Annotated in this window: 30 protein-coding genes and 2 tRNA genes; 31 read left to right on the plus strand and 1 reads right to left on the minus strand. The window is 50.1% G+C overall.

Features of this window, described 5'->3' with window-relative positions; translation table 11 throughout:
* Positions 1-102: 102 nt before the first annotated feature.
* From cmk to NSQ24_RS12135, 11 genes are all read left to right on the plus strand, one after another.
* Positions 103-765 (plus strand): (d)CMP kinase, encoded by a 663-nt coding sequence (cmk, locus tag NSQ24_RS12085; protein ID WP_003387116.1) that lies wholly within the window; start codon positions 103-105, stop codon positions 763-765.
* A gap of 4 nt (positions 766-769) precedes the next feature.
* Positions 770-1,378 (plus strand): lysophospholipid acyltransferase family protein, encoded by a 609-nt coding sequence (locus NSQ24_RS12090; RefSeq protein WP_003387115.1) that lies wholly within the window; start codon positions 770-772, stop codon positions 1,376-1,378.
* Positions 1,379-1,625: 247 nt separating this feature from the next.
* Positions 1,626-2,798, plus strand: coding sequence for a 30S ribosomal protein S1 (rpsA, locus tag NSQ24_RS12095; RefSeq protein WP_024984945.1), 1,173 nt, complete (start codon positions 1,626-1,628; stop codon positions 2,796-2,798).
* Between the two features lie 57 nt (positions 2,799-2,855).
* Positions 2,856-3,926 carry a type 2 isopentenyl-diphosphate Delta-isomerase gene (gene fni / locus NSQ24_RS12100; protein WP_339167889.1) on the plus strand — a complete coding sequence of 357 codons (1,071 nt, stop codon included), beginning with the start codon at positions 2,856-2,858 and terminating at the stop codon, positions 3,924-3,926.
* Between the two features lie 64 nt (positions 3,927-3,990).
* Complete coding sequence (locus NSQ24_RS12105) at positions 3,991-4,629, plus strand: hypothetical protein (protein WP_003387112.1); 639 nt, start codon at positions 3,991-3,993, stop codon at positions 4,627-4,629.
* Between the two features lie 6 nt (positions 4,630-4,635).
* Positions 4,636-5,553, plus strand: a complete 918-nt coding sequence (locus NSQ24_RS12110; protein ID WP_003387111.1) for a YIEGIA family protein — start codon at positions 4,636-4,638, stop codon at positions 5,551-5,553.
* Positions 5,543-5,725, plus strand: coding sequence for a hypothetical protein (locus NSQ24_RS12115; RefSeq protein WP_003387109.1), 183 nt, complete (start codon positions 5,543-5,545; stop codon positions 5,723-5,725). Before NSQ24_RS12110 ends, NSQ24_RS12115 begins: the two co-directional genes overlap by 11 nt.
* Before the next feature lie 54 nt (positions 5,726-5,779).
* On the plus strand, positions 5,780-7,093 hold the full coding sequence (gene der, locus NSQ24_RS12120; protein ID WP_003387108.1) for a ribosome biogenesis GTPase Der: 1,314 nt from the start codon (positions 5,780-5,782) through the stop codon (positions 7,091-7,093).
* A 15-nt stretch (positions 7,094-7,108) separates the two neighbouring features.
* Positions 7,109-7,714, plus strand: coding sequence for a glycerol-3-phosphate 1-O-acyltransferase PlsY (plsY, locus tag NSQ24_RS12125; RefSeq protein ID WP_024984947.1), 606 nt, complete (start codon positions 7,109-7,111; stop codon positions 7,712-7,714).
* 35 nt (positions 7,715-7,749) lie between these two features.
* Entirely contained in the window at positions 7,750-8,778 is a 1,029-nt protein-coding gene (locus tag NSQ24_RS12130; RefSeq protein ID WP_024984948.1) for an NAD(P)H-dependent glycerol-3-phosphate dehydrogenase, read from the plus strand.
* A gap of 78 nt (positions 8,779-8,856) precedes the next feature.
* The gene (locus NSQ24_RS12135; RefSeq protein ID WP_003387105.1) at positions 8,857-9,129 is read left to right on the plus strand and encodes a stage VI sporulation protein F; all 273 of its coding nucleotides are present in this window, start codon (positions 8,857-8,859) and stop codon (positions 9,127-9,129) included.
* 119 nt (positions 9,130-9,248) lie between these two features.
* On the opposite strand, the gene NSQ24_RS12140 is transcribed toward NSQ24_RS12135, so the two are convergent.
* Positions 9,249-9,737, minus strand: a complete 489-nt coding sequence (locus NSQ24_RS12140) for a hypothetical protein (protein WP_003387104.1) — start codon at positions 9,735-9,737, stop codon at positions 9,249-9,251.
* Positions 9,738-9,875: 138 nt separating this feature from the next.
* Between NSQ24_RS12140 and NSQ24_RS12145 the strand changes: the two genes are divergently transcribed.
* The 20 genes from NSQ24_RS12145 to NSQ24_RS12240 all read left to right on the plus strand — a co-directional run bounded on the left by NSQ24_RS12145 (position 9,876) and on the right by NSQ24_RS12240 (position 24,254).
* Complete coding sequence (locus NSQ24_RS12145; protein ID WP_003387103.1) at positions 9,876-10,064, plus strand: DUF2768 family protein; 189 nt, start codon at positions 9,876-9,878, stop codon at positions 10,062-10,064.
* Positions 10,065-10,079: 15 nt separating this feature from the next.
* Positions 10,080-10,376: a 2Fe-2S iron-sulfur cluster-binding protein gene (locus NSQ24_RS12150; RefSeq protein WP_003387102.1), complete on the plus strand. Its 297-nt coding sequence runs from the start codon at positions 10,080-10,082 to the stop codon at positions 10,374-10,376.
* Between the two features lie 15 nt (positions 10,377-10,391).
* Positions 10,392-10,736 carry a 2Fe-2S iron-sulfur cluster-binding protein gene (locus NSQ24_RS12155; RefSeq protein WP_003387100.1) on the plus strand — a complete coding sequence of 115 codons (345 nt, stop codon included), beginning with the start codon at positions 10,392-10,394 and terminating at the stop codon, positions 10,734-10,736.
* 18 nt (positions 10,737-10,754) lie between these two features.
* A complete protein-coding gene (locus NSQ24_RS12160; RefSeq protein ID WP_024984950.1) occupies positions 10,755-11,486 on the plus strand; it encodes a hypothetical protein in 732 nt (243 codons plus the stop codon).
* A gap of 178 nt (positions 11,487-11,664) precedes the next feature.
* Complete coding sequence (gene spoIVA / locus NSQ24_RS12165) at positions 11,665-13,143, plus strand: stage IV sporulation protein A (protein ID WP_003387098.1); 1,479 nt, start codon at positions 11,665-11,667, stop codon at positions 13,141-13,143.
* 237 nt (positions 13,144-13,380) lie between these two features.
* Positions 13,381-13,653, plus strand: a complete 273-nt coding sequence (locus NSQ24_RS12170) for an HU family DNA-binding protein (RefSeq protein ID WP_003387097.1) — start codon at positions 13,381-13,383, stop codon at positions 13,651-13,653.
* Between the two features lie 171 nt (positions 13,654-13,824).
* Entirely contained in the window at positions 13,825-14,385 is a 561-nt protein-coding gene (gene folE / locus NSQ24_RS12175; RefSeq protein ID WP_003387096.1) for a GTP cyclohydrolase I FolE, read from the plus strand.
* Between the two features lie 67 nt (positions 14,386-14,452).
* Positions 14,453-14,529: transfer RNA gene (locus NSQ24_RS12180), tRNA-Pro, on the plus strand.
* A 263-nt stretch (positions 14,530-14,792) separates the two neighbouring features.
* Positions 14,793-15,071, plus strand: coding sequence for a hypothetical protein (locus NSQ24_RS12185; protein ID WP_003387095.1), 279 nt, complete (start codon positions 14,793-14,795; stop codon positions 15,069-15,071).
* 296 nt (positions 15,072-15,367) lie between these two features.
* A complete protein-coding gene (locus tag NSQ24_RS12190; RefSeq protein WP_251237472.1) occupies positions 15,368-16,639 on the plus strand; it encodes an MFS transporter in 1,272 nt (423 codons plus the stop codon).
* Positions 16,640-16,913: 274 nt separating this feature from the next.
* Positions 16,914-16,990 (plus strand) — tRNA-Pro (locus tag NSQ24_RS12195).
* A gap of 156 nt (positions 16,991-17,146) precedes the next feature.
* The gene (locus NSQ24_RS12200) at positions 17,147-17,821 is read left to right on the plus strand and encodes a lytic transglycosylase domain-containing protein (protein ID WP_003387093.1); all 675 of its coding nucleotides are present in this window, start codon (positions 17,147-17,149) and stop codon (positions 17,819-17,821) included.
* Positions 17,822-17,862: 41 nt separating this feature from the next.
* The gene (gene mtrB, locus NSQ24_RS12205; RefSeq protein WP_003387092.1) at positions 17,863-18,105 is read left to right on the plus strand and encodes a trp RNA-binding attenuation protein MtrB; all 243 of its coding nucleotides are present in this window, start codon (positions 17,863-17,865) and stop codon (positions 18,103-18,105) included.
* Between the two features lie 109 nt (positions 18,106-18,214).
* Complete coding sequence (locus NSQ24_RS12210; RefSeq protein WP_024985259.1) at positions 18,215-19,660, plus strand: IS1182 family transposase; 1,446 nt, start codon at positions 18,215-18,217, stop codon at positions 19,658-19,660.
* 55 nt (positions 19,661-19,715) lie between these two features.
* Positions 19,716-20,231 carry a hypothetical protein gene (locus tag NSQ24_RS12215; protein ID WP_003387091.1) on the plus strand — a complete coding sequence of 172 codons (516 nt, stop codon included), beginning with the start codon at positions 19,716-19,718 and terminating at the stop codon, positions 20,229-20,231.
* A 103-nt stretch (positions 20,232-20,334) separates the two neighbouring features.
* Positions 20,335-21,168 carry a heptaprenyl diphosphate synthase component 1 gene (locus NSQ24_RS12220; protein ID WP_003387089.1) on the plus strand — a complete coding sequence of 278 codons (834 nt, stop codon included), beginning with the start codon at positions 20,335-20,337 and terminating at the stop codon, positions 21,166-21,168.
* 5 nt (positions 21,169-21,173) lie between these two features.
* The gene (locus NSQ24_RS12225) at positions 21,174-21,893 is read left to right on the plus strand and encodes a demethylmenaquinone methyltransferase (RefSeq protein WP_024984991.1); all 720 of its coding nucleotides are present in this window, start codon (positions 21,174-21,176) and stop codon (positions 21,891-21,893) included.
* Positions 21,894-21,935: 42 nt separating this feature from the next.
* Positions 21,936-22,805: a UbiA-like polyprenyltransferase gene (locus NSQ24_RS12230; protein WP_003387086.1), complete on the plus strand. Its 870-nt coding sequence runs from the start codon at positions 21,936-21,938 to the stop codon at positions 22,803-22,805.
* Positions 22,802-23,398 (plus strand): flavin prenyltransferase UbiX, encoded by a 597-nt coding sequence (locus tag NSQ24_RS12235; RefSeq protein WP_339167893.1) that lies wholly within the window; start codon positions 22,802-22,804, stop codon positions 23,396-23,398. Before NSQ24_RS12230 ends, NSQ24_RS12235 begins: the two co-directional genes overlap by 4 nt.
* A gap of 4 nt (positions 23,399-23,402) precedes the next feature.
* Positions 23,403-24,254: a menaquinone biosynthesis protein gene (locus NSQ24_RS12240; RefSeq protein ID WP_024984993.1), complete on the plus strand. Its 852-nt coding sequence runs from the start codon at positions 23,403-23,405 to the stop codon at positions 24,252-24,254.
* Positions 24,255-24,256: the final 2 nt, after the last annotated feature.

Consider the following 24,256-nt stretch of genomic DNA (forward strand, 5'->3'; position numbering starts at 1 on the left):
TAGACAACATAGAGAGTTGAGAAAGTTATGAAAGGGCTTCGACAGAAGCTTTTCTTGTTTTTGTATCTTTCCGGCACTCATACATAGCGGGTGAGAAACAGAATGAACATTGCAATAGACGGCCCAGCAGGAGCGGGGAAAAGCACCGTAGCCAAGATGGTTGCAGAACAGCTCGGCTACCTGTACATCGACACCGGCTCTATGTACCGGGCCTTGGCCTGGGCTGCCCAAGAGCACCAGATTGAAATAGAAGACGAGCAAGCCGTCTCCGAATTGTTGAAAAACAACGTTATTCACTTGAAGCGAGACTCTGCGCAGCAGCGCGTTTATTGGAATGACGAGGATATTACCGATCGAATCCGGACACCGCAGGTAAGTCAATACGCTTCTGTCGTAGCCAGCTATGGTGCGGTCAGAGAGCAAATGCTCGTTTTGCAGCGGCAACTGGCTCAGGTAGGCAATGTCGTCATGGATGGGCGGGACATTGGCACGCATGTGCTGCCCGATGCGGAAGTAAAGATCTTTTTGACCGCATCCATCCGTGAGCGGGCAGAGCGAAGATTGAAGGAATTGCAGCAAAAAGGGCATCAAACGGATCTGGCCGAGCTGGAAGCGGAGATCGCGCAGCGAGATAAACGCGATATGGAGCGGGAGGTTGCTCCGCTGCGACAGGCAGAGGATGCCGTTCTGTTGGATACGACAGGCATGACCATTCCGCAGGTTGTCGATCGGATCCTACAAATTTGCAAGCGATCGGGTGAGTAAGAACGTGAGTTACTATCGTGTATTTCGGGGCTTTTTCCGCTTTATATTTTCTACATTTTACCGTTGGCAAGTAATCGGTGCCGAACATATACCTAAGGAAGGCCCTGTAATTCTTTGCTGCAACCACCTCTCCTTGTGGGATCCGCCGTTGCTGGGCAGCGGGATCGACAGACAGGTGCATTTCATGGCAAAGGAAGAGCTGTTCCGGATCCCCGTCATTTCGTTTCTGATCACCAAATTCGGCGCCTTCCCCGTGAAAAGGGGAGCTGGCGACCGCGGAGCGATCCGCGCGACTCTCAAATTGCTGGAAGAGGGAAAAATCTTTGGAATTTTCCCGGAAGGAACTCGCAGCAAAACGGGAGAGTTGGGCGCTGGTATGCCCGGCGTCTCCATGTTTGCCCTCAAATCTGATGCTGCAGTCATACCAGTGGCCATCATCGGTCCATACAAGTTGTTCCGGCCGGTCAAGATCGTCTACGGACAGCCGATTGACCTCTCGGCTTTGCGGGAGAGAAAAACGGACTCCGAAACGTTGCGTGAGACGACTGACCTGATCATGAGCCATATCCAATCGCTGCTGGATCAACATCGATTCTCGCGCAAGGCGGAATAGAAACAGCAAAGGGTAGAATACTAACTTTGCTGGAACTTCCTGGCTTGTCAGCTAACTGTCAGCCATTTGGCGTCAGTTGCAAATATACATGTTCCCGGTTCTTATACAGTGGAGGTTTAAAAAGGAGGAGTAACCGGCTGGATGACAGTCTGTTTCCTGCAATCATGCAAAATTTTGGTTGCCTCGCTTTTTAAACAGCCTCTAAATAGACGCTTGGGACTTGATGGTATCGAAGGAGGTTTTACTCATGATGGAAGAAAGCAACGTAAGCCTGACGGATGCAACAGTGATTTCCGTGGGTGATGTAGTTAAGGCTACGGTTACCAAGGTGGAGGAAAAACAGGCATTGGTAGACGTCGGCTACAAATACGACGGGCTGATTCCGATCAGCGAACTTTCTCCGCTGCACGTGGAAAAGGTGTCCGATGTCGTTTCGGTAGGGGACACGTTCGAGGTAAAGGTAATCAAGCTCAACGATGAAAAAGAAGAACTGGTTGTCTCCAAAAAGGCTGTTGCCATGGAAACTTCTTGGAGCGATCTGGAGCAAAAAATGGCTTCTGGCGAAGTAATTGAAGCCGTTGTAAAGGAAATCGTCAAAGGCGGTCTCGTCGTAGATGTAGGGGTGCGCGGTTTTATCCCTGCCTCCATGGTTGAGCGTCACTTTGTTGAAGATTTCAGCGAGTACAAGGGCAAAAACCTTCGCTTGAAGGTTGTCGAAATGGATAAAGAAAAGAATAAGGTAATCCTCTCCCATAAAGCGGTTTTGGAGGACGAGGCGAAACAGCAGAAGAGCGCTGTTTTGGATCAACTGCAGCCCGGTCAGGTACTGGAAGGTACCGTGCAGCGAATGACTGATTTTGGCGTATTCGTTGACATCGGCGGAGTTGACGGACTGGTACACGTATCCGAGTTGGCCTGGAACCGTGTCGACAAGCCTTCTGATGTCGTCAAAGAAGGCGACAAAGTAAAGGTGAAGGTTCTGAAGGTTGACAAGGAAAACGAACGGATCAGCCTCAGCATCAAGGAAACGCAGCCAGGACCTTGGGCAGAAGCCGCTGAGAAATTCAAAGCTGGCGATGTGGTCGCCGGTACGGTAAAACGCCTCGTCTCCTTTGGAGCATTTGTAGAAGTGGCGCCAGGGATCGAAGGCCTCGTCCATATCTCCCAAATCGCGAACCGACGGGTAGCGACTCCAGGTGAGGTGCTGAAGGAAGGCCAAGAGGTTCAGGTGAAAATCCTGGATGTGGTGCCGAAAGAGCAGCGCATCAGTCTCAGCATTCGTGCCGTTGAAGAAGATCGTGTAGAGCAGGCAGAGCGTGCGAGCAAGCGCGAACAGCAGCAGTTCCAGCAAGAGAACAATCAACCTTTGGGTGTGACGCTGGGAGAACTGTTTGGAGACCTGAAAGATAAACTGAAGTAAGAATAAAAGGGGATGCGCATAGGCGTGTCCCTTTTTCTGTAGATACGGAGGTAATCCATGGATCGTTCGCGTCGGAAAATGGACCATATACAATTTGCATTAGAAACGAGAGAGGAAGAAAGCAGTATCTGGGATGACATATCCTTTGCGCCAAATAGTTTACCGAATATGTCTTATGGTAACTGCAATCTTGCTGCATCACTGCCTCCCCTCCAGCTTTCTTCTCCCCTGCTGATAAATGCCATGACCGGGGGTGCTCCTGCGGTCACCGCAATCAATCAGAAGCTTGCGGTCATCGCCCGCGAAAGAGGGTTGGCGATGGCAGTGGGGTCACAAATGGCGGCGTTGCGCGATCCTGCCGTCAGAGAAAGCTACCAGGTTGTCCGGCGCGAAAATCCGAAAGGGATGGTGTTTGCCAACCTGGGTGCGGAAGCAACTGTTGAACAAGCAGTACAAGCAGTGGAGATGATTGAAGCAAATGGCCTTCAGATTCACCTCAATGTCATGCAAGAACTCCTGATGCCGGAAGGAGACCGTGACTTCCGAGGTTATCTCGATAACATCAGGCGCATCAAGGAGCACGTTGGGGTCCCGGTGAGCGTAAAGGAAGTAGGGTTTGGCATGTCTGCAGAAAGCATGGAAAAACTCGCAGATGCCGGTATCACCCTCCTGGATGTAGGGGGCAGGGGAGGTACCAACTTTGCCAAAGTTGAGAACAGACGCCATCACACGCCGATGTTCATGTTCGAGGATTGGGGCTTTACAACACCGGAGAGTCTGTTGGAATCGGCCGAGCTTCAATCAAGGGGAATCACTTTTATTGCCTCGGGAGGCATTCGTCATGGGCTTGACGCTGTCAAAGCCATTGCTCTGGGAGCGTCCGCCGTTGGCATGGCCGGTTCTTTTTTGCGTCTTGTTCAGACGGTTTCCATAGAGGAGTGCCTGGCGACCGTCGACCTCTGGCATCATCAGATCCGCGTGGCCATGACAGCACTGGGAGCAGCCTTGATCAACGAACTGCAGCAGGTGACGGTAATGATCACAGGCAGAACGGCAGAGCGTGCTCGCCTGCGCGGAATAGCGCCTGAAAAATATGCGAGGAAAAGACTGGGCAAGCGAGATTCCTGATTCATGAAAGGATGAAAAATGAGGCATACTTGGGGAAGACAACCGCATCTAGAGGGAGATGGACATGAACGATGGAACGCTAGCGATCCTCATCCAGTGGTGCTTCCTCTGTCTGATATGGATGGGTGTCTGCGACGGAGTTTTTCACCGCTGGGGGATCAAGAGAGCTGGTGCGTTGGCTGTAGTGACCCTTTTTCTCGTCTGCACGTTCGTCAGCTGGCAGCTCTCCTTTTTTCCGGCTATTCGCGTAAGCGTCAGTGGAGCGATCCTGCCCTTTCTGTGCGCCGGTTGGCTGTATTCGAACCAGCAGCACGGGCGGAAGAGAATCTACGTGATCATCGGCGGATGTATCGGGATAGCGCTGTTTTGGTTTCGCTGGCTGCTCTTTACAGATCCGGTGCTCGCCGTCTGGGATGTAAGGTGGATGGTGCCTGTATGTGCTGTTTTTGCCGCTTTGACAGTGAGTCGTTCAAGCCTAACCCAGATGTTCTTGCTGCTCCTCTCCTTGCCTCTAAGCGATTTGCTGTATTCGCTTTATGAGTGGAAGCTGACTGGCTCCTGTCAAATTGGCAACGAGTATGCGCACGATTTGTTGTGGAGCGCAATTTCCTTGTGGGGAGTATGCGCCGGCGGCTGGGCGATGGCGAGAATGCTCTTCCGGTTTGGGGGGAGGAAGACTTCCAATTCAGACACGAACAGGTGATGCTCATTGTTTCAAGAACTGCTCTCCAATGAATATGTAATTCCGCTCTCGCTTGGCTTTGGATTCGGGATCGTTTGCCGCATATACCTGTTGCAAACGGATTATCGGCAGTACCCCACCTATCCGCACGGCAAGATTATACACGTTTCTCTGGGAGTCATTGCTTCTGCTCTCGGCGCTCTTGCAGTTCCCTCGCTGCTAAAGCAGGATTATACGGCGGTAACCTTTTTAACGGTTGCTGCCCAGCAGTTTCGCGATGTGCGCAACATGGAACGCACTACTTTGACGGAGATCGACAAGAGGGAGCTGATCCCCCGCGGAGGTCCCTATATCGAAGGTATTGCGATGGTGTTCGAGGGAAGAAACTATTTGGTTATCTTCACTTCCCTGCTGACGACCTTTGCAACGGTCCTGTTCGACTGGTGGGGCGGTGTTTTGGCGGGTATCGGTACTTTGCTGGTCTCCCGGTGGCTGAAATCAGGCAAGAACTTGTCCCATATCGTCGATGTCGTTCCCGCGGAGGTGCGAGTCGACGGAAAGGATTTGTATGTCGGCGATATCTATATCATGAACGTCGGACTTCGAGATGCACAGGACGTCATCAAGAAGCAGGGGCTGGGATTTATCCTTGTACCGAAAGACGCGAATGCCAGCGTTACGATTGCGCACCCGGGCCAGCGCCAGGCTATTTTGCATGACGTTGCTGTTCAGATGGGCCTGTTCACGGACGAGGGAGAGCCATCCCTGACCCCTTTAATCAAGAGAGATTTGGCTAGTGGTCGGCTGGGCGTATTTTTGCTGCCGCAGGTCATGGATCAGGAGCGGGCAAAAATCGTCATTGAGTCTGTGCCGATTTTGGAAAGCGTGTTCCGAAAGCCGCTGGAATCGCCTGCTGCGGCGGAGGGAGGCGCTCATGGCGGGTAAGATCATGGCCATCGTTACGATGAAGAAAGAGCAAGTAGCAGGCGGAGCCCCCATTTTCGCAGTAGAGGACAAGGAAAGTCTGCAGAAGACAGCCTTTGTTCTGGAAAAAATTTTGGATGCGATGGTCCACGAATTGAATGATGATACCCTGGTCATTGTGAGTCACAAGTAGTGTGTGGTATGATTGTCTAGTTAAAAACAGATACGAGAGAGAGTGTTGTCAACTATGGGATTGCCAGTGGTAGCCATTGTGGGGAGACCCAACGTGGGCAAATCCACGATATTTAATCGATTGGTCGGTGAACGTATTGCCATTGTAGAGGACAAGCCAGGCGTTACCCGGGACCGTTTGTACGGGAAAGGGGAATGGCTGGATCAATATTTTCACGTGATTGACACGGGAGGTATTGAGTTCGGCGAGACCGACGAGATTTTGACGCAAATGCGCCATCAGGCGGAGCTTGCCATCGATGAGGCGGACGTCATCATCATGATCGCAGACAGCCGTACTGGTGCGACAGACGCCGATCTGGAGCTTGCGCGCATGCTTAACCGCACGGGAAAACCCGTCGTATTGGCCGTAAATAAGGTAGACAATCCGGAGATGCGAGCGGAGATTTACGATTTCTATACGTTGGGGCTTGGAGAGCCGTTTCCCGTATCCGGCAGCCATGGTTTGGGACTCGGAGACGTGCTGGAGGAAGTGGTCCGTCATTTCCCTGCAAAAGAGGAAGAAGATCAGGCCGACGACGTCATCCGCGTCTCGATCATCGGGCGCCCGAATGTGGGCAAGTCTTCTTTGACGAACGCCATTCTCGGTGAAGAACGCGTCATTGTCAGCGATGTTGCCGGAACTACGCGGGATGCGATTGATACTCCGTTCGAACGCGACGGACAGCAGTATGTGCTTGTGGATACGGCAGGTATGCGCAAGCGCGGAAAAGTGTACGAGACCACGGAAAAATACAGTGTGATGCGCGCTATGCGTGCCATTGAGGAATCTGACGTGGTATTGGTCGTTTTGAACGGGGAAGAAGGAATCATTGAGCAGGACAAAAAGATTGCCGGATATGCCCATGAAGCGGGACGTGCCGTCATTATCATCGTGAACAAATGGGATGCGCTCGAAAAAGACGACAAAACGATGAATCGCTTTACCGAGCTGATCCGCGAAGAGTTTAAATACCTCGACTACGCTCCGATCCTGTATGTGTCGGCGAAGACGAAGCAACGTGTTCACACCATCCTGCCAAAGGTAAACCAAGTGGCGGAAGCCCATTCGATGCGGGTGCCTACATCGGTTCTCAATGACCTGATTACCGATGCGACAATCATGACGCCGCCGCCTTCAGACCGCGGGAAACGCCTTAAAATCAACTATGCGACACAGGCGACGGTCAAACCGCCTACTTTCATCCTATTTGTCAACGATCCGGAACTCATGCATTTCTCCTATGAGCGTTACATAGAAAACAAAATACGAGAAGCGTTTGTCTTTGAGGGAACGCCGATTCGTATCTGGACGCGCAAAAAAACATAGGGAGAGGAAACGACCATGGTGTATTTGTCCTTGCTGATCAGCTATTTGATCGGATCAGTCAGCTTCAGTTACCTCATTGCCAAAAAAATCGCGGGTATCGATATACGTTCTCACGGCAGCGGCAATGCCGGCGCTACCAACACGCTGCGTGTCCTGGGGAAAGGACCCGCTGTCACCGTGCTGGTTTTGGATGCTTTGAAAGGTCTGGCCGCAATGGGACTTACCCATTTGTTGACTGATGGGAATGCACTGGCGTACGCTTTGTCCGGTTTGTTTGCCATCATTGGACACAATTGGCCTGTCTTTTTCGGATTCCGCGGAGGAAAGGGGATTGCCACAACCGTTGGGGTGGCATTCGGCTTTTCTCCGCTTGCCTTTCTGATTTCGGGCATTATTACGATTATTGTTATTGCGATTACGCGATACGTTTCCCTTGGTTCACTCGTGTTGGTGACGATGCTTCCAATTTTTCTATACGTATTTGCCAAGGAACCTGCCTTTATATGGGTGAGTACCGTACTCGCCATTTTCGCTTACATTCGTCATTACAGTAATATCCGAAATCTTCTCTCAGGCAAGGAACGAAGGCTGGGGGAATCTGCCCAGCGCCCGTTTAAGTAAGTTCCGAAACAATGTGTAGTGTGGAGGGGGAACTATTGAGTTTACAAGTTGCAGTCATAGGTGCGGGAAGTTGGGGAACGGCGCTGGCATCCGTTTTTGCATACAACGGCCATCAGGTCACTTTGTGGATGCGGGATGCAAAGCTGGCTGAGAAAGTAAATACGTTGCACGTAAACGAAAAGTATTTGCCGGAGGCTCGGTTGTCCCCGCAAATCGTCGCGACGACAGACATGAAGGAAGCGGTGCAAGGGAAGCCAGTCGTCCTGCTGGCTGTTCCGTCGCATGCCATGCGGCAGGTAACGCGTGAGCTGGTGCCTTACCTGGAACCAGACGTACTGCTGATTCATGCGACCAAAGGCTTTGAGATGGAAACGCTCAAACGGATGTCGGAGGTGATCGGTGAAGAAGTGCCGGCATCGATCGCCAGCGGACTGGTCGTGCTGAGCGGCCCCAGCCATGCCGAGGAAGTGATTCTTCGCTCTCCGACGACAGTAGTGGTAGCGTCTGCTTCAGATGAAAAGATGCTGCGAGCCCAAGACCTGTTGATGAACAACTATTTCCGCGTGTACACCAATCCGGATATGGTCGGGGCAGAAATTGCGGGGGCGCTCAAAAACATCATTGCGCTCGGAGCGGGGATGTCCGATGGACTGGGGTTCGGAGACAATGCAAAAGCCGCATTGCTGACGCGGGGCTTGGCGGAAATCACGAGGCTGGGCATCCAGCTCGGAGCAATGCCGCTTACCTTTGCCGGTCTTGCCGGAATTGGCGATCTTGTAGTTACGTGCACGAGCAAGCACAGCCGAAATTGGCGGGCAGGCTATTTGCTTGGACAAGGAAAGCCGCTTGACCAGGTGTTGGAACAAATGGGGATGGTCGTGGAAGGCGTCCGGACAACCAACGCTGCCTATGCGCTGGCGGGACGGGAAAATGTCAGCATGCCCATCACGGACGTTTTATACCGGATCTTGTTTGAAGGAACCTCCCCCCGGCAAGGAGTGGAGGAATTGATGGGACGCGGGCGCACACGTGAAAACGAATACCTCGGCCCATACAGTATCTAAGTCGATTCGCTCACCTTTTTAGGCTCCTGCACATACGTTAATGGTGTAATCCAAATGTTGCAAGGAGGGCTTTGAGCGATGAGCAATAGTATTTCTCGCCGTTTTTTGGAGAGGTTGCAAAAACAGGCTTCAGATAAAGTCGATGAAGGGAAATTGCGCTCGCTGGCCGGTCAATTCCAGCGCAGCGACTTTGAGGATGAAACCAAGCTGCGTCAAATCATTCGCTCGCTTGCAGCGCTGAGTGGGAAGACTTTGAATGAAGAGCGGGAAGACAAGATCGTGGAAATGTTCCGCAATCAGGAGATCAGCCTAAACGACATCCAGTCCCTTACAAAACTATTGCGCTCGTAGAGAAATGGGCGGTTATGACCGTTGCATGCTTGACAAAATGTCATACAGTATGACTAGGAACAATCATGGCTCTACAGGGACATGGCTGGTCTGCAGGATCAAGAAAAAAAAGAGGGAGATTATCCCTCTTTTTTTCGTTTTGCTGCGCCGTTTGTCGACTGGCTCAGCAGGTTTTGAACGAGAGGAGATTGCAAAAGCCCCAGAAGCTGTCCGATATCTATGTTTGCCAAAGGGTTTGATCCGCTGTTTTCTGCTTCGTCCCGCACGGTTTCAGGTTCCTGGCTGCTCTCTGCGGTTTGTTTTTTGGAAACGGGCCTGTCTGCGGGTCTTTCCACAGATTTTTCTGTGGCGTTTCCTTTGGCGCTGCGCTTGCCAATCGATTCAAACATCTCCATGGCACCGTAAAGCGTATCCATGGTTTCTTCGACTTGGCGGATCGTGCTGCTGATCCCCTTGATATTGGTGCGCATCTTTGATACGGATGTCCGGAGATCGACTGGCTGCACCACTTTCTTTGGCGTCACAGCCAAAGAAACATCGGTTATTTGATCGCTTAGCTTTTTACTCGGTATGGGGGCATAAGGATTGCGCCATTTTTTCGTACTCATCTGTATCCCTCCATTGGGCGGATTCATCAAAATAGTCTATGCGGGCGTCTAGTGCATGGTTCAGATGAAAAAGCGTGGAATACGGGAAGTATGGTATAATAAAGCAAAACTTAAAGAGAAAAGGATGCTGTCAAGACAATGCCTATCGATCCGATGACCAAGATGAACATCTCTTTGGTTGCGATTGCGCTGATGTTCATCTGTAATTTTTTGATGATTTTTGCACGAAAGACCGCAAACAACCTGGTTCGCTTCTTGTTGAAGACGTTTGCTTTTCTCATGCTATTGGTCACCTTCGTCATGATCATCATCGTTATATTTGCCTAAGGGGAGTGGCAGAAGTTGAAGGAATTGACATTACATACGCGCTCCGGCACGCACCAGATGCCTCTTGTGATGGGAAAAACAATCGTCGCTATCGCAAAGGAGCATAAGCTGAGCTGGGGCTATGCTTGCGAGCGGGGGATATGCGCGCAATGCCGAACGCATGTTGAGGCAGGCGCGGAACACTTGAATGAGATTACGGATGCGGAAAAGCTTCGTCTGAGAAAAGCGGAGCGGGCCGAAGGGTATCGGCTCGGTTGTCAAATCAAAGTGATTCACGAGGGCAATGTTACTCTGGCTCACCGTCCGTATTGACGGGAGAGTGGTGAAATGGCAAAAATTACGTTTCTGCCTGCGGGCAAGTCGATAAAAGCGAGGCCGGGGCAATCGATTACGAGCGTAGCGAAGGCGGCAAGAGTCGTCATTCCGCAGCGATGCGGGGGACATGCGTCCTGTCTCATGTGCCGGGTAGTTGTGGAAAGCGGGCAACTCAGTGAGCCGAGTACGCTGGAAAAGCGGAAAATGCCTGAAGCGGACCTTGGCAAAGGCATCCGGCTTGCCTGTCAGGCAAAGGTGATGGGGACCGATTGTTCCGTCCGGATTCCGGAGAGCAAATGGAAATCGGTCGTTCAGGCGGCGCTGGAGAGACAGCGCCTGGAGGAAGAAGAATGGTAGCTAGAGGAGTAGCGAGAGATGTTGCGTAAAATGAGAAACACAGTACTGTTGACAGCGCTGCTGGTGATGATCGCGGCACTGCTAGGCGGCTGTATGTATCCCGAGGAAAAAAAGCTGGAAAACCAGATCCCTAGTGAATTTTACCTGGAAGCGACCCAAAAGGCTGTCGAGCAGTTCCAGAAGGACACAGGGGTGCTTCCGATTGCTACAAAGGACATCAACACGCCGATCTTCGAAAAGTATGAGATCGATTTTCGGAAGCTGATGCCCAAATATTTGCCTGACGTACCTGCCAACGCGTTTGAAAAGGGCGGTATTTATATGTACACCCTGATCGATGTCGAGACAAAACCGACAGTGAGATTGATCCATCTCGGATCGGTGAGCAAGGTGGCGGACATCCAGGCTGCCGTCATCCGTTATCAACGAAATTACGAAAAGCTGCCGATTAAGGCAGACATCGGCAACGGTTACTATTCCATTGATTTTTCAAAGCTGAGCATGAAGGAAGTGCAGGTTCCGGGCACAGCAGGCAATTACCTGTTGCCACTGGTGATGAACGAAAAAGGAGAAGTAGGGATCGATTATGCGGCGGACATTGCGACGGTCCTGCGGAATTCAAAGGCGGAGGTCCCCAAGGCTACGGATCCGAGATACGTCATGGCTAGAAAATCTATGTTTGTCCCGGCAAAATCATTCCCCTACGAAATGGTCAATGGGGAACCGAAATTGCTCAAATTGAATAATTGAAATGATCGGGGCAGCTCAAGTTGAGCTGCTTTTTTTTGTTCTACGGAACTGATTCTCACATATATTTGTATTGTCCAAGATTCTAGTACGAGATTCACGGGAAAATGCTGGCGGTCAGGGATAATTCGGAAAAGCGGTCATAGTGTAACAATAGACAAATAGAAGGAGGTCATCGATGGTGGAACGAGTCGATATCTTTAAAGACATTGCCGAACGGACGGGCGGGGATATCTACCTGGGGGTAGTTGGCCCGGTTCGCACGGGAAAATCGACCTTTATCAAAAGGTTTATGGAACAGGTCGTCATCCCCAACATTCACTCGGAGGCGGAACGTATTCGGGCGACAGATGAATTGCCTCAGAGCGCTTCCGGGCGAACAATCATGACTACGGAGCCGAAATTCGTTCCGAACCAAGCCGTCCAGGTAGACGTTACAGAAGGGCTCAGCATCAACGTTCGCCTCGTTGACTGCGTCGGCTATACGGTTCAAGGAGCCAAGGGCTTCGAGGACGACAACGGACCGCGCATGGTGCATACCCCTTGGTATGAGGAGCCGGTACCGTTCGAGGAAGCGGCCGAAGTGGGGACGCGAAAAGTAATCCAGGAGCACTCCACGATCGGTATCGTCGTCACAACGGATGGCAGTATCGCGGAGATCCCGAGGGCCGGTTATATCGAAGCGGAGGAGCGAGTCATCAACGAGTTGAAAGAAGTGGGGAAACCCTTTGTCATTATCGTCAACTCGACTCGGCCGCGCTCGGATGAAACTCAGAACCTGCGATTGGACTTGCAGGAGAAATACGATGTGCCTGTTGTGGCGTTGTCCGTCGATCACATGTCTGAGCAGGAAATATTGATGCTCATGAGAGAAGTGCTGTTTGAATTCCCTGTACATGAAGTAAACGTGAACCTGCCCAGTTGGGTGATGGTACTGGAAAATGGACACTGGCTGCGTCAAAACTACGAGGAAGCCGTCAGAGACACTGTACAGGACATCCGGCGCTTGCGCGATGTCGACAGGGTCGTAGGGTTCTTTAATGAATATGACTTTGTCGAGCGGGCTTCGCTTGCCGGTATGCATATGGGGCAGGGTATCGCTGAAATCGATCTGTATGCGCCGGATGAACTGTACGATCGGATTTTGATGGAGATCGTTGGTGTAGAGATAAACGGAAAAGACCACCTCTTGACGATTATGCAGGATTTCGCACATGCAAAACGCGAGTATGACCAGGTTGCCGAGGCGCTTCACATGGTTCGTACCACAGGCTACGGCATAGCGGCACCGTCCTTGCATGAGATGACCTTGGACGAACCTGAACTTATCCGACAGGGACCTCGCTTCGGTGTGAGGCTAAAAGCGACGGCTCCGTCGATTCACATGATTCGCGTTGATGTTGAATCGGAGTTTGCGCCGATCATCGGAACGGAAAAACAGAGTGAAGAGCTGGTCCGTTACCTGATGCAAGATTTTGATAAAGATCCGCTCTCCATCTGGAATTCGGATATATTCGGGCGTTCGCTCCATTCGATCGTCCGCGAAGGAATTCAGGCGAAAATCACCATGATGCCGGACAACGCACGCTACAAGCTGCAGGAAACACTCGGTCGCATCATCAACGAGGGCTCGGGCGGACTGATTGCTATTATCTTGTGAAAATAGGTATAAAGAACCAGAATATAGACAGGCAAAGGAGGCTCCCGGCATGACGGGAAGCCTTTTTTTCTTGGATTTCGTTTAAATTCGACATCAGGGGGCTTGAATTTACAAGAATGGTGTATTACTATAAGCTTGTCAGAGCGGTAAAAACACCCAATCGCGTATAAAACGCAGGGTTTCGGTAAAGAAAAGTAATACCTACGACTCAACCGTCATTGAGGGGAGGTGAACAATATGAACAAAACAGAACTGATCGCAAAAGTGGCTGAGACCACCGAGCTCACAAAGAAAGATGCAACGAAAGCTGTTGACGCGGTTCTCGATGCAATCGCTGAAGCGTTGAAAGACGGTGATAAAGTCCAACTGATCGGCTTCGGTAACTTCGAAGTTCGCGAGCGCGCGGCTCGTAAAGGTCGTAACCCGCAAACTGGTGAAGAAATCGAAATCGCATCCAGCAAAGTCCCTGCCTTCAAACCTGGCAAACAACTCAAGGACTCTATCAAGTAATAACGTCTGCTAAAGTTTCACTTACATAAAATCCACATTGAATAAATGTGGATTTTTTTACGTTTTATGCCTTTTTCGGTCAAAGTGTTTCTCAAGCACAGTTCGTTTTGTCTTTTCTGGGCTAATGTGGTAAGATGGGCTTGTTTCGCTGTGTGAGGAGGAGGTACGAGAATGAACGTCGATTTGGAAAAGATTCAGACTGCCGTTCGAATGATACTCGAAGCGATCGGTGAAAATCCGGACCGGGAAGGTCTGCTGGATACACCGAAGCGCGTAGCGAAGATGTACGCAGAGGCATTCGAAGGCCTTGGCATAGATGAAGAGAAGTATTTTGAGACGGTTTTCAGCGAAGACCATGAGGAAATGGTGCTTGTAAAGGATATTCCGTTTTACTCCATGTGCGAACACCACCTGGTTCCGTTTTTTGGCAAGGCGCATGTTGCCTATATTCCCCGCGGAGGTCGTGTCGTAGGATTGAGCAAGCTGGCTCGCGCCGTCGAGACTGTCGCTCGCAGGCCGCAGCTTCAGGAGCGCATTACGGCTCATGTAGCGGATGCGATCGTTCGCAAGCTGGACCCTCACGGAGTAGTTGTCGTCGTCGAAGCTGAGCATATGTGCATGACGATGCGCGGAGTGAAAAAGCCAGGCTCCAAAACAGTCACCTCGGCTGTACGAGGAATCTTTGCAAATGACCCCGCGGCACGGGCAGAGGTATTCAGTCTGATCAAGTAGACGGATGCTGAACGGAAATTTTTTCTTGACAATGTAATTAAAATTTTGTATAGTGATGATGTACAGTCGGGATGTGGCGCAGCCCGGTAGCGCGCACCCTTGGGGTGGGTGAGGTCCAGGGTTCAAATCCCTGCATTCCGACCATTCGTCAAAATCAGCGTCTTCACGCTTGATGCAGGTAACCAAGGTGCACAGCAGCGGCCCGTCGCCGCTTGAGATTATCTGTTGGAGTGAACGAGTGTACACACCGCGAAATAGAACGCTTCTCATTGATCAGTTCCGATCAATAGAGAGGTGTTTTTTGTTTTCGAGAAAGACAAATACATCGGAACATAGAAACCGGAACATAGAAACGAAAGCGACTCCTGGATTCTGGTATAATCAGAATCAAAGGGGGAGAGGAATGCATGCGTTTCAAAACAAGCTGTTCAAACTGCAATCATGCAGGCGGGTATAATATCCACCACTTGGTGGAGGTAGACGACTTATGGTGCCTTGCTTGTGAAAAGTGCGGGAATCGATTGCTCACCTTTTCTCCCGAGGAGCGACAGCAGATTATCCGCGGCATTCAGTTAACGGAAAGCTATGTGCCTGATACTATCGATGCTTACCGTCATATCGGTGTTGACCCACTGCCCTCCAGAGTTCGGTTTGGCGTCATTGCCTCCGAGGAAAATGAGGAGTAGGCCATCCAGGCAGTTAAAATGTTATTGGCACCAACCAGATCCAAAGTCAAAAGTAGTAGCATTCTGGTACGCTTCGGTCATTTCCCTCGCAGGAAGCCGAGTATGCCATTGAAAGAGAAAGGCTGTATACGTTGCCGTGAAAAACCTACTGAGCCCACGGAAATTCCGGGAGCCTGATCATTGTTGAGTGTAAACACTCTCCAATATTCAGGCTCCTTTTATGTTTTTATTAGGGCTGCAAAATGGGTTGAAAATTGATCCCCCATCAGCCCTAATAAACCGAAGGAGTGACGGAAGTGGGAGAGGTTTTTGGCAATCGGAATTTTCGGAGGTTGTTCTTTTCAAATTTATTTTCAGGATTTGGTCAGGGGATGACCATGATTGGGATCTCCTGGCATTTGGTTGAGTCGACAGGCTCAGCCAGCTTGCTTGGCTCTGCGATGCTTATCTCTTCAATATTGACGCTTCTCATCGGACCGTATTCAGGTACACTGATTGACCGCTTTTCGCGCAAGGCGATATTGCAAGTCGAACAGCTGGGAGGCTCTACTGTTTTAGCGCTTTTGACAGTATGGGGATTTTTCGGTGCCTACCATGAGTGGATGATGGTCCTCATTTTTTTGGCATCCACGTTTATGCTCCATATTCACGAACCGGCACAGGCTGCCTTCGTACAGGAAGCATTTGACCAAAAGCATTACAAGTCGATCAACTCCTTGCTGGAGATGGAAAACCAATCTGCTCTGGTCCTGGCTGGAGCATTTTCCGGGCTGCTTTTGGAGAGCTTTGGGTTGCAGGCGGTATTGCTGATTAACTCATTGACGTACTTGCTTGCCTTTCTGATGCAGTGGGGAATGGAGTATGCGTTTTCCACGGAACAACAGAAAGCAACGGCCCCTCGAACATCTTGGATGATGCAATTTCACCAAAGCTGGGTCTATATCAACGAAAGACGTGGTTTTCTGATTTTTGGCGTCTCGGCTCTGATGCCATTTCTAGCCGGGATGCTGGCAAATCTTCTGAACCCTATCTTTGTGAGCCAAGCATTGCAGAGCGATGTAAGGATCTATTCACTTGGGGAGGTTACCTATTCGATTGGAGCAGTGGTGGCAGGAGTGCTGGTTGTCTTGCTTTGCCGAAAATTCGGCGCATTTCCGTATATGGTTTTTACCTACGTGCTGATGGCGATCGCTCTTGTTTTGACAGTTGCCATGCCGAAAGCCTGGGTCTTTGTACTGCTATCTGCCCTATTAGGCTGGTGCAATGTCTCGACCCGGCTTATCCGGCAAACTTTGTATATGGAGCTGGTGCCAAATCGATTTATGGGGAGGGTAATCAGCTTCTTCAGATCGGTCGGTACGTTGATGAGGCTGCTGCTGCTCGCTTTGTTCACCGTCATGCTTGATTACACCGGGGCAGCGGCAGGTTACCTCGTACTTGCTGGCCTATTGCTGATGGCGGCGCTAGGAATAGCCTTTTCTATGGGCAAATTGATGCGGTCGGCAGCCGGTTTGGATAAAGTCAGCAGTGAGCAAGAGCGGGGAGGCAAAACCAAGCAAGTACAATAGGCAAAAGCAGTGATGCCCGCTCATCTGAGTTGAATGAGTCTTCAAGGTGATTTTCTGATTGCATTCAAGGCGGGGTATCGTATTGCTGTAAAAAGAGCTCTGTTCAAAAAACCTAGCCCGTCCGCACTTTTTCATATTATGGCGGGCTGGTTTTTTTCTTGCGAAGGTGAGTAAATGTATGATAAAATAAGTCCTGAAAGCGTGGAATGTCAAGTTCAAAAACTTTCAAGTTTGCTGTGATTGGATATTTCCGAATATACGCTTGAATGATTTTCGGGATGTGGCGCAGCCCGGTAGCGCGCACCCTTGGGGTGGGTGAGGTCCAGGGTTCAAATCCCTGCATTCCGACCATACACACAGCGAGCAGCTCGTTGTGAAAAGAAGCCTCTGATTGTGTATCGATCAGTCAGGCTTCTTTTTTTCTGTCAGTCAAAATGCCTCTTGGCTTCCTTATTTTTCTTCCCTATAATATGATAGAAGAATGACAAGCAGAAAGGTTGTTCACTGATGAAGATGTCACTGCCTATCCAACCCTATCTGTCGGCAATGAACAGGTATGATCTGAGCGAAAGCGAGCCTGCTTCTTATGTGCCTTCAGCAGAGATGCCTTTTTCTGAAGTGCTTCAAGCGGAACTAGCAAATGGTCAAAGGGTTATTCGGGCCGAGCAGATATTGGCCGAGCTAGACGGATCAACAGACTGGGATTTTACTGATGCTTCTGATACATATACAACCGGATCGAGCAGTCAAACACCGCAGAACGTGCAGGGAATATTGGACAAAATTAGCCGAGTCGCCCGTTCGTACGGCGTCGATGAAAATCTGGTTCGGGAGGTCGTTCGCGCAGAATCGAACTTCAATCCCAACGCAGTCTCTCGTGCTGGAGCCAAAGGCTTGATGCAGCTGATGGATGCCACGGCCAAGTCCTTGCATGTGCGAAACGTCTATAATCCGGACGACAATTTGGCCGGGGGAACAAAGTACTTGCGCGGCCTGCTTGACCGTTACGATGGCAACGTGAAGGTCGCTCTGGCTGCCTACAATGCCGGCCCCGGACGGATCAGCCGCCTGGGCATTGATACGGATGATGAGCTAGAGCAAAAGTACGAGCTTCTTCCACAGGAGACCCAGAGGTATGTTGACAAGATCATGAAACGCTTGGAACCAGGCGGGACATCCTAGAAACGAAAAACTACGGAAATTGCCAGTTAGGAGGAACTTAGGTGGCACAAACACCGAATGGGCAGCAAGAATATTTTGTGGTGAAGGCAAAAGAAAACGGGGTCCACGTGATCGGTTTGACAAGAGGCTCCGATACCCGTTTCCATCATACGGAGAAATTGGACAAGGGCGAGGTCATGCTGGCCCAGTTTACCGAGCACACCTCCGCGATCAAGGTAAGAGGAAAAGCCGTGATCTATACGCATCACGGGATTATCGATACGTCGGATGAAAAGCAGGCATAGCCTGCTTTCAGCCTGTAGACAAAGTTCCGTAAGGAACAGGGTCTGCAGGCTTTTTTGTTGAATATAGAACATGTTACGTTTTCAAAAGTTATTTTTTAGAGGTGGCATTATGCTTAATAAGCAAGAGGCCGAAGGGCGTTATCAGATATCTGCATTCTCGCTAGATGAGTTGGTGCCAGAAGATCATCTCGTAAGAAAAATTGAAAATGCAATCGACTTTTCGTTCATCTATGACTTGGTGGAAAGCCTCTACTGTCATGACAATGGCAGACCCAGTGTTGACCCTGTAGTCTTAGTTAAAATTGCTTTCATCCAATATATTTTTGGAATTCGTTCCATGCGACAAACGATTAAAGAGATCGAAACCAATGTTGCCTATCGGTGGTTTATTGGCTATGATTTCAGTCAGCCCATTCCCCATTTCACGACCCTAGGCAAGAACTATGTTCGCCGTTTTCGGGATACTCAACTCTTCGAGTCGATCTTCCTTCGAATATTGGAGGAGGCGGTTCATCATGGATTCGTGAAGCCTGATGTGCTTTTCATTGATGCTACGCATGTAAAAGCCAGTGCGAATAAGCATAAATACGTGAAAGAAATCGTTGAAGAACAAGCGAAGAAATATCAAGAGCTGCTGGACGAAGAAATCAATCAGGATCGTATTGCACATGGAAAGAAGCCCCTTGAAAAAAAGACAGAAACTTCGAAGAAGGAGGTGAAAGTCAGCACAACTGACCCGGATTGCGGATTGTTTGTAAAAGGGGAAAAGGAACGTGTATTTGCTTATAGTTTTCATACAGCATGTGATCGAAATGGATTTGTGCTTGGTGCCAAGGTAACGCCAGGCAATGTGCATGACAGTCAGGTTTTTGAGGATGTTTTGAATCAAGTGCGAAAGACGTTTGCACAGCCTCAAGCTGTGGCAGTGGACTCGGGATACAAGACGCCTTACATCAGTAAAACACTCCTTGATGACCAGATTCGCCCCGTTATGCCCTACACAAGACCACGCACCAAAGAAGGTTTTTTTAAAAAGCACGAATATGTGTATGATGAATATTTCGACTGCTACATCTGCCCGAACGAGCAAATCTTAACATATGAGACAACAAACAAGGATGGGTACCGTATCTATCGATCAAATTCTCAAGTTTGCCGAAGTTGTCCGTTCTTGAAACAATGCACGGAAAGTAAAGACTACACAAAGAGAGTGAGTCGCCACATCTGGGCTGATTACCTCGAAGAGGTAGACCACCTCCGGCATACCGAGGAAAACAAACAAATCTATAGCAAACGGAAAGAAACGATTGAACGTGTATTCGCTGATATGAAGGAAAAGCATGGCATGCGTTGGACGACCTTACGAGGACTGGAGAAGGTCACGATGCAGGCGATGCTTGTTTTCGCTGCCATGAACTTGAAAAAAATGGCGACCTGGCTATGGAAATCAGGTCGCCAAAAGGTGAACGATCAAAACACCTTCGGTATTTTCATCAAATTATTAAACAAACTCCCTCTGCTGTTCGTTCAGCGAGGGAGTTTGTCTGCAACCTGAAAGCAGGCATAGCCTGCTTTTTTTATTTGTACAATGGTGGTGAGGAGGGATGTCTATGCCGCGCAGACTGTTTGTCGCCATCGCTATGTCCGCGTTCCTGGCCGCCATGTTGTCATGGGTTCCGACATTGTCCTGGAAACAGGAGGATGTGCCTGCTTTTCAAGCCGCCAGACCAGTAGAGCTGAGTGAACAAAATGTAGTGGATTTATTTACATTCATGACGACTCATTATAATATTAAGCGTGTAAAATGGGAAAATCCGTCGGTTTTTGTCGATCTGGCGGTGAGTCCAAAAGACCGGATAGATGCAAATCGGGTGTTTCATGATTTTTACGCAGTAACGTACGATCTCTTTCGATTGACCGGCAATGTGGAGCATGTATATTTTCGGCTGCTGGAAAAAGAAGAGGTAGAGAACACGAGCAAACTGCTTGTAGCCATCGAAGCGAATCGTCCGGATCGAGCAGCCTACTTCGTCTCACCGACGGATGTGGAGGATTATGAGACGCACGTCAAGACAAGATTCCCGGTGCGGGTAGAGCCTTATTTTTACGAGAGAGTTAGTCCTTGACGGGTGAAGTATGGTATGATGGTAGGGATGGTATTTTGCCGACACTCGGTAAAAGCATGAAACCGAACGGAACAGGTAATGACCAGGTTGTGGAGGAGGACGCATGAGCAAAGAAAAAAACCCATTCATCGACGAGATCCGTGCCATTATCGATCAGATCTACCAGCGAATATCCATTTCCTATGTGGAACAATACGTAGACGTACCGGCCATAGCTGAGAATCGGCTAGCGCTGTTGTACCTCTTTTTATTGAACCGGGGAATAGGCAAGGAACGCGCACGGACGTTCTCAATTACAACCGGCCTCATGCAATTAGGATTGGACATGCATGAAACTGTCAAAAATGCTTATGGCGATACACTTGTGGAAGAACGGAACAGGCAATTAACGGTTTTGGCAGGCGATTATTACAGCAGCCGTTACTACCAGTTGCTCGCTCATGCCGGTGAAGTAGAAGCCATTCGCGTCTTGGCGGATGCGATTCAACATGTAAACGAGGCCAAGATGAAGCTTTATTTGGCAGATAAAGAGGGAAAATTGTCCTCCGAAGCGTATTTGGAGCTGCGAACTGTCATTGATACGGGCTTGTACGTCGCGATGGTTGACAAGTATGCCGAGTCGGAGGAAGAACGCCGCTTCTGGACGTCGCTCTTAAAGGACACGTCAACGGTGGAAAGCATGATAAACGAATGGGAACAATTAAAGTGGCAAGACCAGGTTCCTGCCGGCTTTGCCCGTTTTTTGCTGCAAAAACCAGGGGCGACACTAGCCCAGGTACTGGCCGGGATTGAAACAAAAGCGACTGAACTGATCAACATGTGCGAACAGCTATTGCGTACCCTTCATCAGACTGAAGCCCAGGACGTGCTCGTTTGGTTTACATCTCGATATTCCCACCGCGTGAATCGTCTGAAACGGGTTATTGAGGAGATGTGATGGAAGTGAACGAGATGCAGATGAGAGAAAAAGCACAGCACGTGCACAGCGTGTTTGAAAGCATCGCGCAAGAGTACGACAAGATGAACAATGTCATCAGCTTTGGCAGCCACGTTGCCTGGCGCAACTATACGATGAAGCGAATGAATATCCAACCGGGCCAAACGGCGATTGATGTGGCTTGCGGCACGGGTGACTGGACGATCGCATTAGCGGATGCCGTTGGCAAGGATGGTCGTGTCGTCGGACTTGATTTCAGCCAGAATATGCTGGATGTAGGCGCATACAAGGTTGCGCAGAGGGGCGTGGGCGGAATCGTGCAACTGGTAAACGGTGACGCCATGAAGCTGCCGTACGAGGATAACTCCTTTGACTTTGCAACGATTGGCTTTGCGCTGCGGAACGTCCCTGATATCCAAACCGTGTTGAAAGAAATGGCTCGAGTGGTCAAGCCTGGGGGCAAAGTCGTGTCGTTGGAGGTGTCCAAGCCTCCTTTTTATCCGTATCGCCAGCTTTTCTATTTGTATTTCTACAAAATCTTGCCATTGATTGCGAAATGGACAGTTAACAAGTATGAGGAGTACGCCTGGCTGCCACAGTCACTGACGAATTTTCCCGATAGCCGAGAGCTTGCCCGCATGTTTCAGCAGGCAGGCCTTGACCCGGTTGAGGTGAAATTGTTCATGGGTGGAGTGGCTGCACTGCATATCGGGACCAAGCCCTGATCAATCATCGGGTATCTCTTCAGTGGATAGGAAGTGTATTTTGTGAGTCTCCGTAAATTAAAAATTATTTTGGAAATGATTAAATTCGAGCACTCTATTTTTGCGTTGCCGTTTGCTTTTATGGGTGCCGTATTGGGTAATATTGTAGTAGAGCAAACGTGGCCGACCTGGATGGAAATTTTATGGGTGACTGTCGCGATGGTAGGGGCACGAAGCGCGGCCATGTCGCTCAATCGGTTGATTGACCGGTTCATCGATGCGAAGAACCCGCGAACCGCGAACAGGGCGATTCCTGCCGGTTTGATCTCGATAGTAGAAGTTGTCGTCTTCATCGTCGTGTCTTTTGCTGTGTTGTTCTTTGCTGCCTTCCAGTTGAATTCACTTGCGGTAAAATTGTTGCCTTTAGCTGTTTTTGTACTCATTCTGTACTCCTATACGAAGCGCTTTACCTGGCTCTGCCATTTTGTGCTGGGTGTAGCGATCGGGTTTGGGCCTCTGGGCGGTTGGGTGGCAACGACAGGGCAGGTAGACGGCACCGGTCTTCTGCTGTTTATCAGCGTGCTGTTCTGGACAGCCGGCTTTGATATTATGTACGCTTGTCAGGACGCGGACTTTGACCGCAAGGAAGGTTTGTACTCCATGCCAAGCCGGTTTGGCATCAGCAAAGCGCTGCTGATTGCCAGAGGCTGCCACGTGATTACGTTCTTCGGCCTTTTGTCGCTGTACATGATCGCAGATTTGTCCATTTGGTTCCTGGTCGGCGTTTTGATCTCCGGGGCCATTCTGCTGTACGAACACAGCTTGGTGAAGCCGACGGATTTGTCCAAGCTTGACGTCGCCTTTTTCAATATGAACGGAATACTCAGCATGGTTATGTTTACTTTTACCATGCTTGATCTGGTGATATCATGAGTACACAAGCATGGGCTGTTGGAATCACAGGTGCTAGTGGTGCGATTTATGGCGTGAGACTGGTTCAGGAGCTCTTGAAGAGCGGGCATACCGTACACTTGATGGTGACGGAGGCAGGCTGGCAGGTGTTTCATGACGAACTGGACTGGAATACGGAAAACCGCGAAGGACTATTGGCGGAAAAGCTTCAGAAGGATTTTCCCGGAGAGCTTCGTTACTGGGGCTTGCGCGATTTTAATTGTCCCGCTGCGAGCGGATCGTACCGCTGCGAGGGGATGATTGTTGTGCCTTGTTCGATGGGAACTCTTTCCGGCATTGCGCACGGTGCCTCAGGCAACCTGCTTGAGCGTGTCGCAGATGTCATGTTGAAAGAAGGACGAAAGCTCGTACTCGTTCCCAGAGAAACGCCTTTGAACGCGATCCAGCTGGAGAACATGCTGCGATTGAGCAGGCTCGGTGTCAAGATATTGCCGGCCATGCCTGGTTTTTATCAAAAACCGCAGACGATGGATGACCTAGTCAATTTTGTCGTAGGCAAAGCATTGGACGCACTCGATGTGCCGCACGCTTTGTTTCGGCGCTGGGGGGAATAAGAATATGCAAAAGTCCTTGCGCATTGGACAAATCCTATACACCAACACCTTCCCTGTCACATTTCATTTTGACCAAGCCCGTTTTGAAGATCGGATTTCGTTTATCCGGCAGGTTCCTGCCCAGTTAAACGAGGCGATGGCCCGCGGCGAGATCGACCTTGGACCAATCTCTTCTTTCAGCTACGCAGAGCATGCGAAGGATTACCTGGTACTGCCGGACCTGTCCGTCAGCGCCAAAGGCCCAGTCGGCTCGATCTTTCTGTTCAGCAAAAAGCCGATTGAAGAGCTGAATGAGGCGCGAATTGCCTTGACCAATACGTCAGCTACTTCCATCAATTTGTTGAAAGTGATTCTGCAAAAGTTTTACGGGCTGCAAGTCTCTTACTCGATGCAAGCACCTGTACTTGAAGAAATGATGCTTGGTGCCGATGCGGCTCTCCTGATTGGAGACGATGCGATCAGGGCGATACGCCAGCGTGTTCCCTATATGATTTACGATCTGGGCGAACTTTGGTATCGCTTCACCGGATATTCCATGACCTTTGCTTTGTGGACAGTCCGCAAGGCGATTCTGGCCGAACATGCCGAATTGCTCAGCGAGGTGCACAATGCCTTTTTGGAGAGCAAACAGAAACATCTAAGCAATCCTGAACCGTTGATCGAGTACGTACATCAGCATTATGGCGGAGAAAAGGCTGATTGGCGCCAATACTTTCAAGGTCTGCAGCACGTTTTTGGCGATGAGCAAAGAACGGGGCTGGAGTACTACTATCGCTGCGCGGCGGAGCAGGGACTGCTTCCGGGACCGGTTACTGTGGAATTGTGGGAGAAGTCCGGACGGCAAAAACTACGTTGAAC

The sequence above is a fragment of the Brevibacillus sp. FSL L8-0520 genome (assembly GCF_037963895.1).
GTDB classification, from domain to species: domain Bacteria; phylum Bacillota; class Bacilli; order Brevibacillales; family Brevibacillaceae; genus Brevibacillus; species Brevibacillus borstelensis.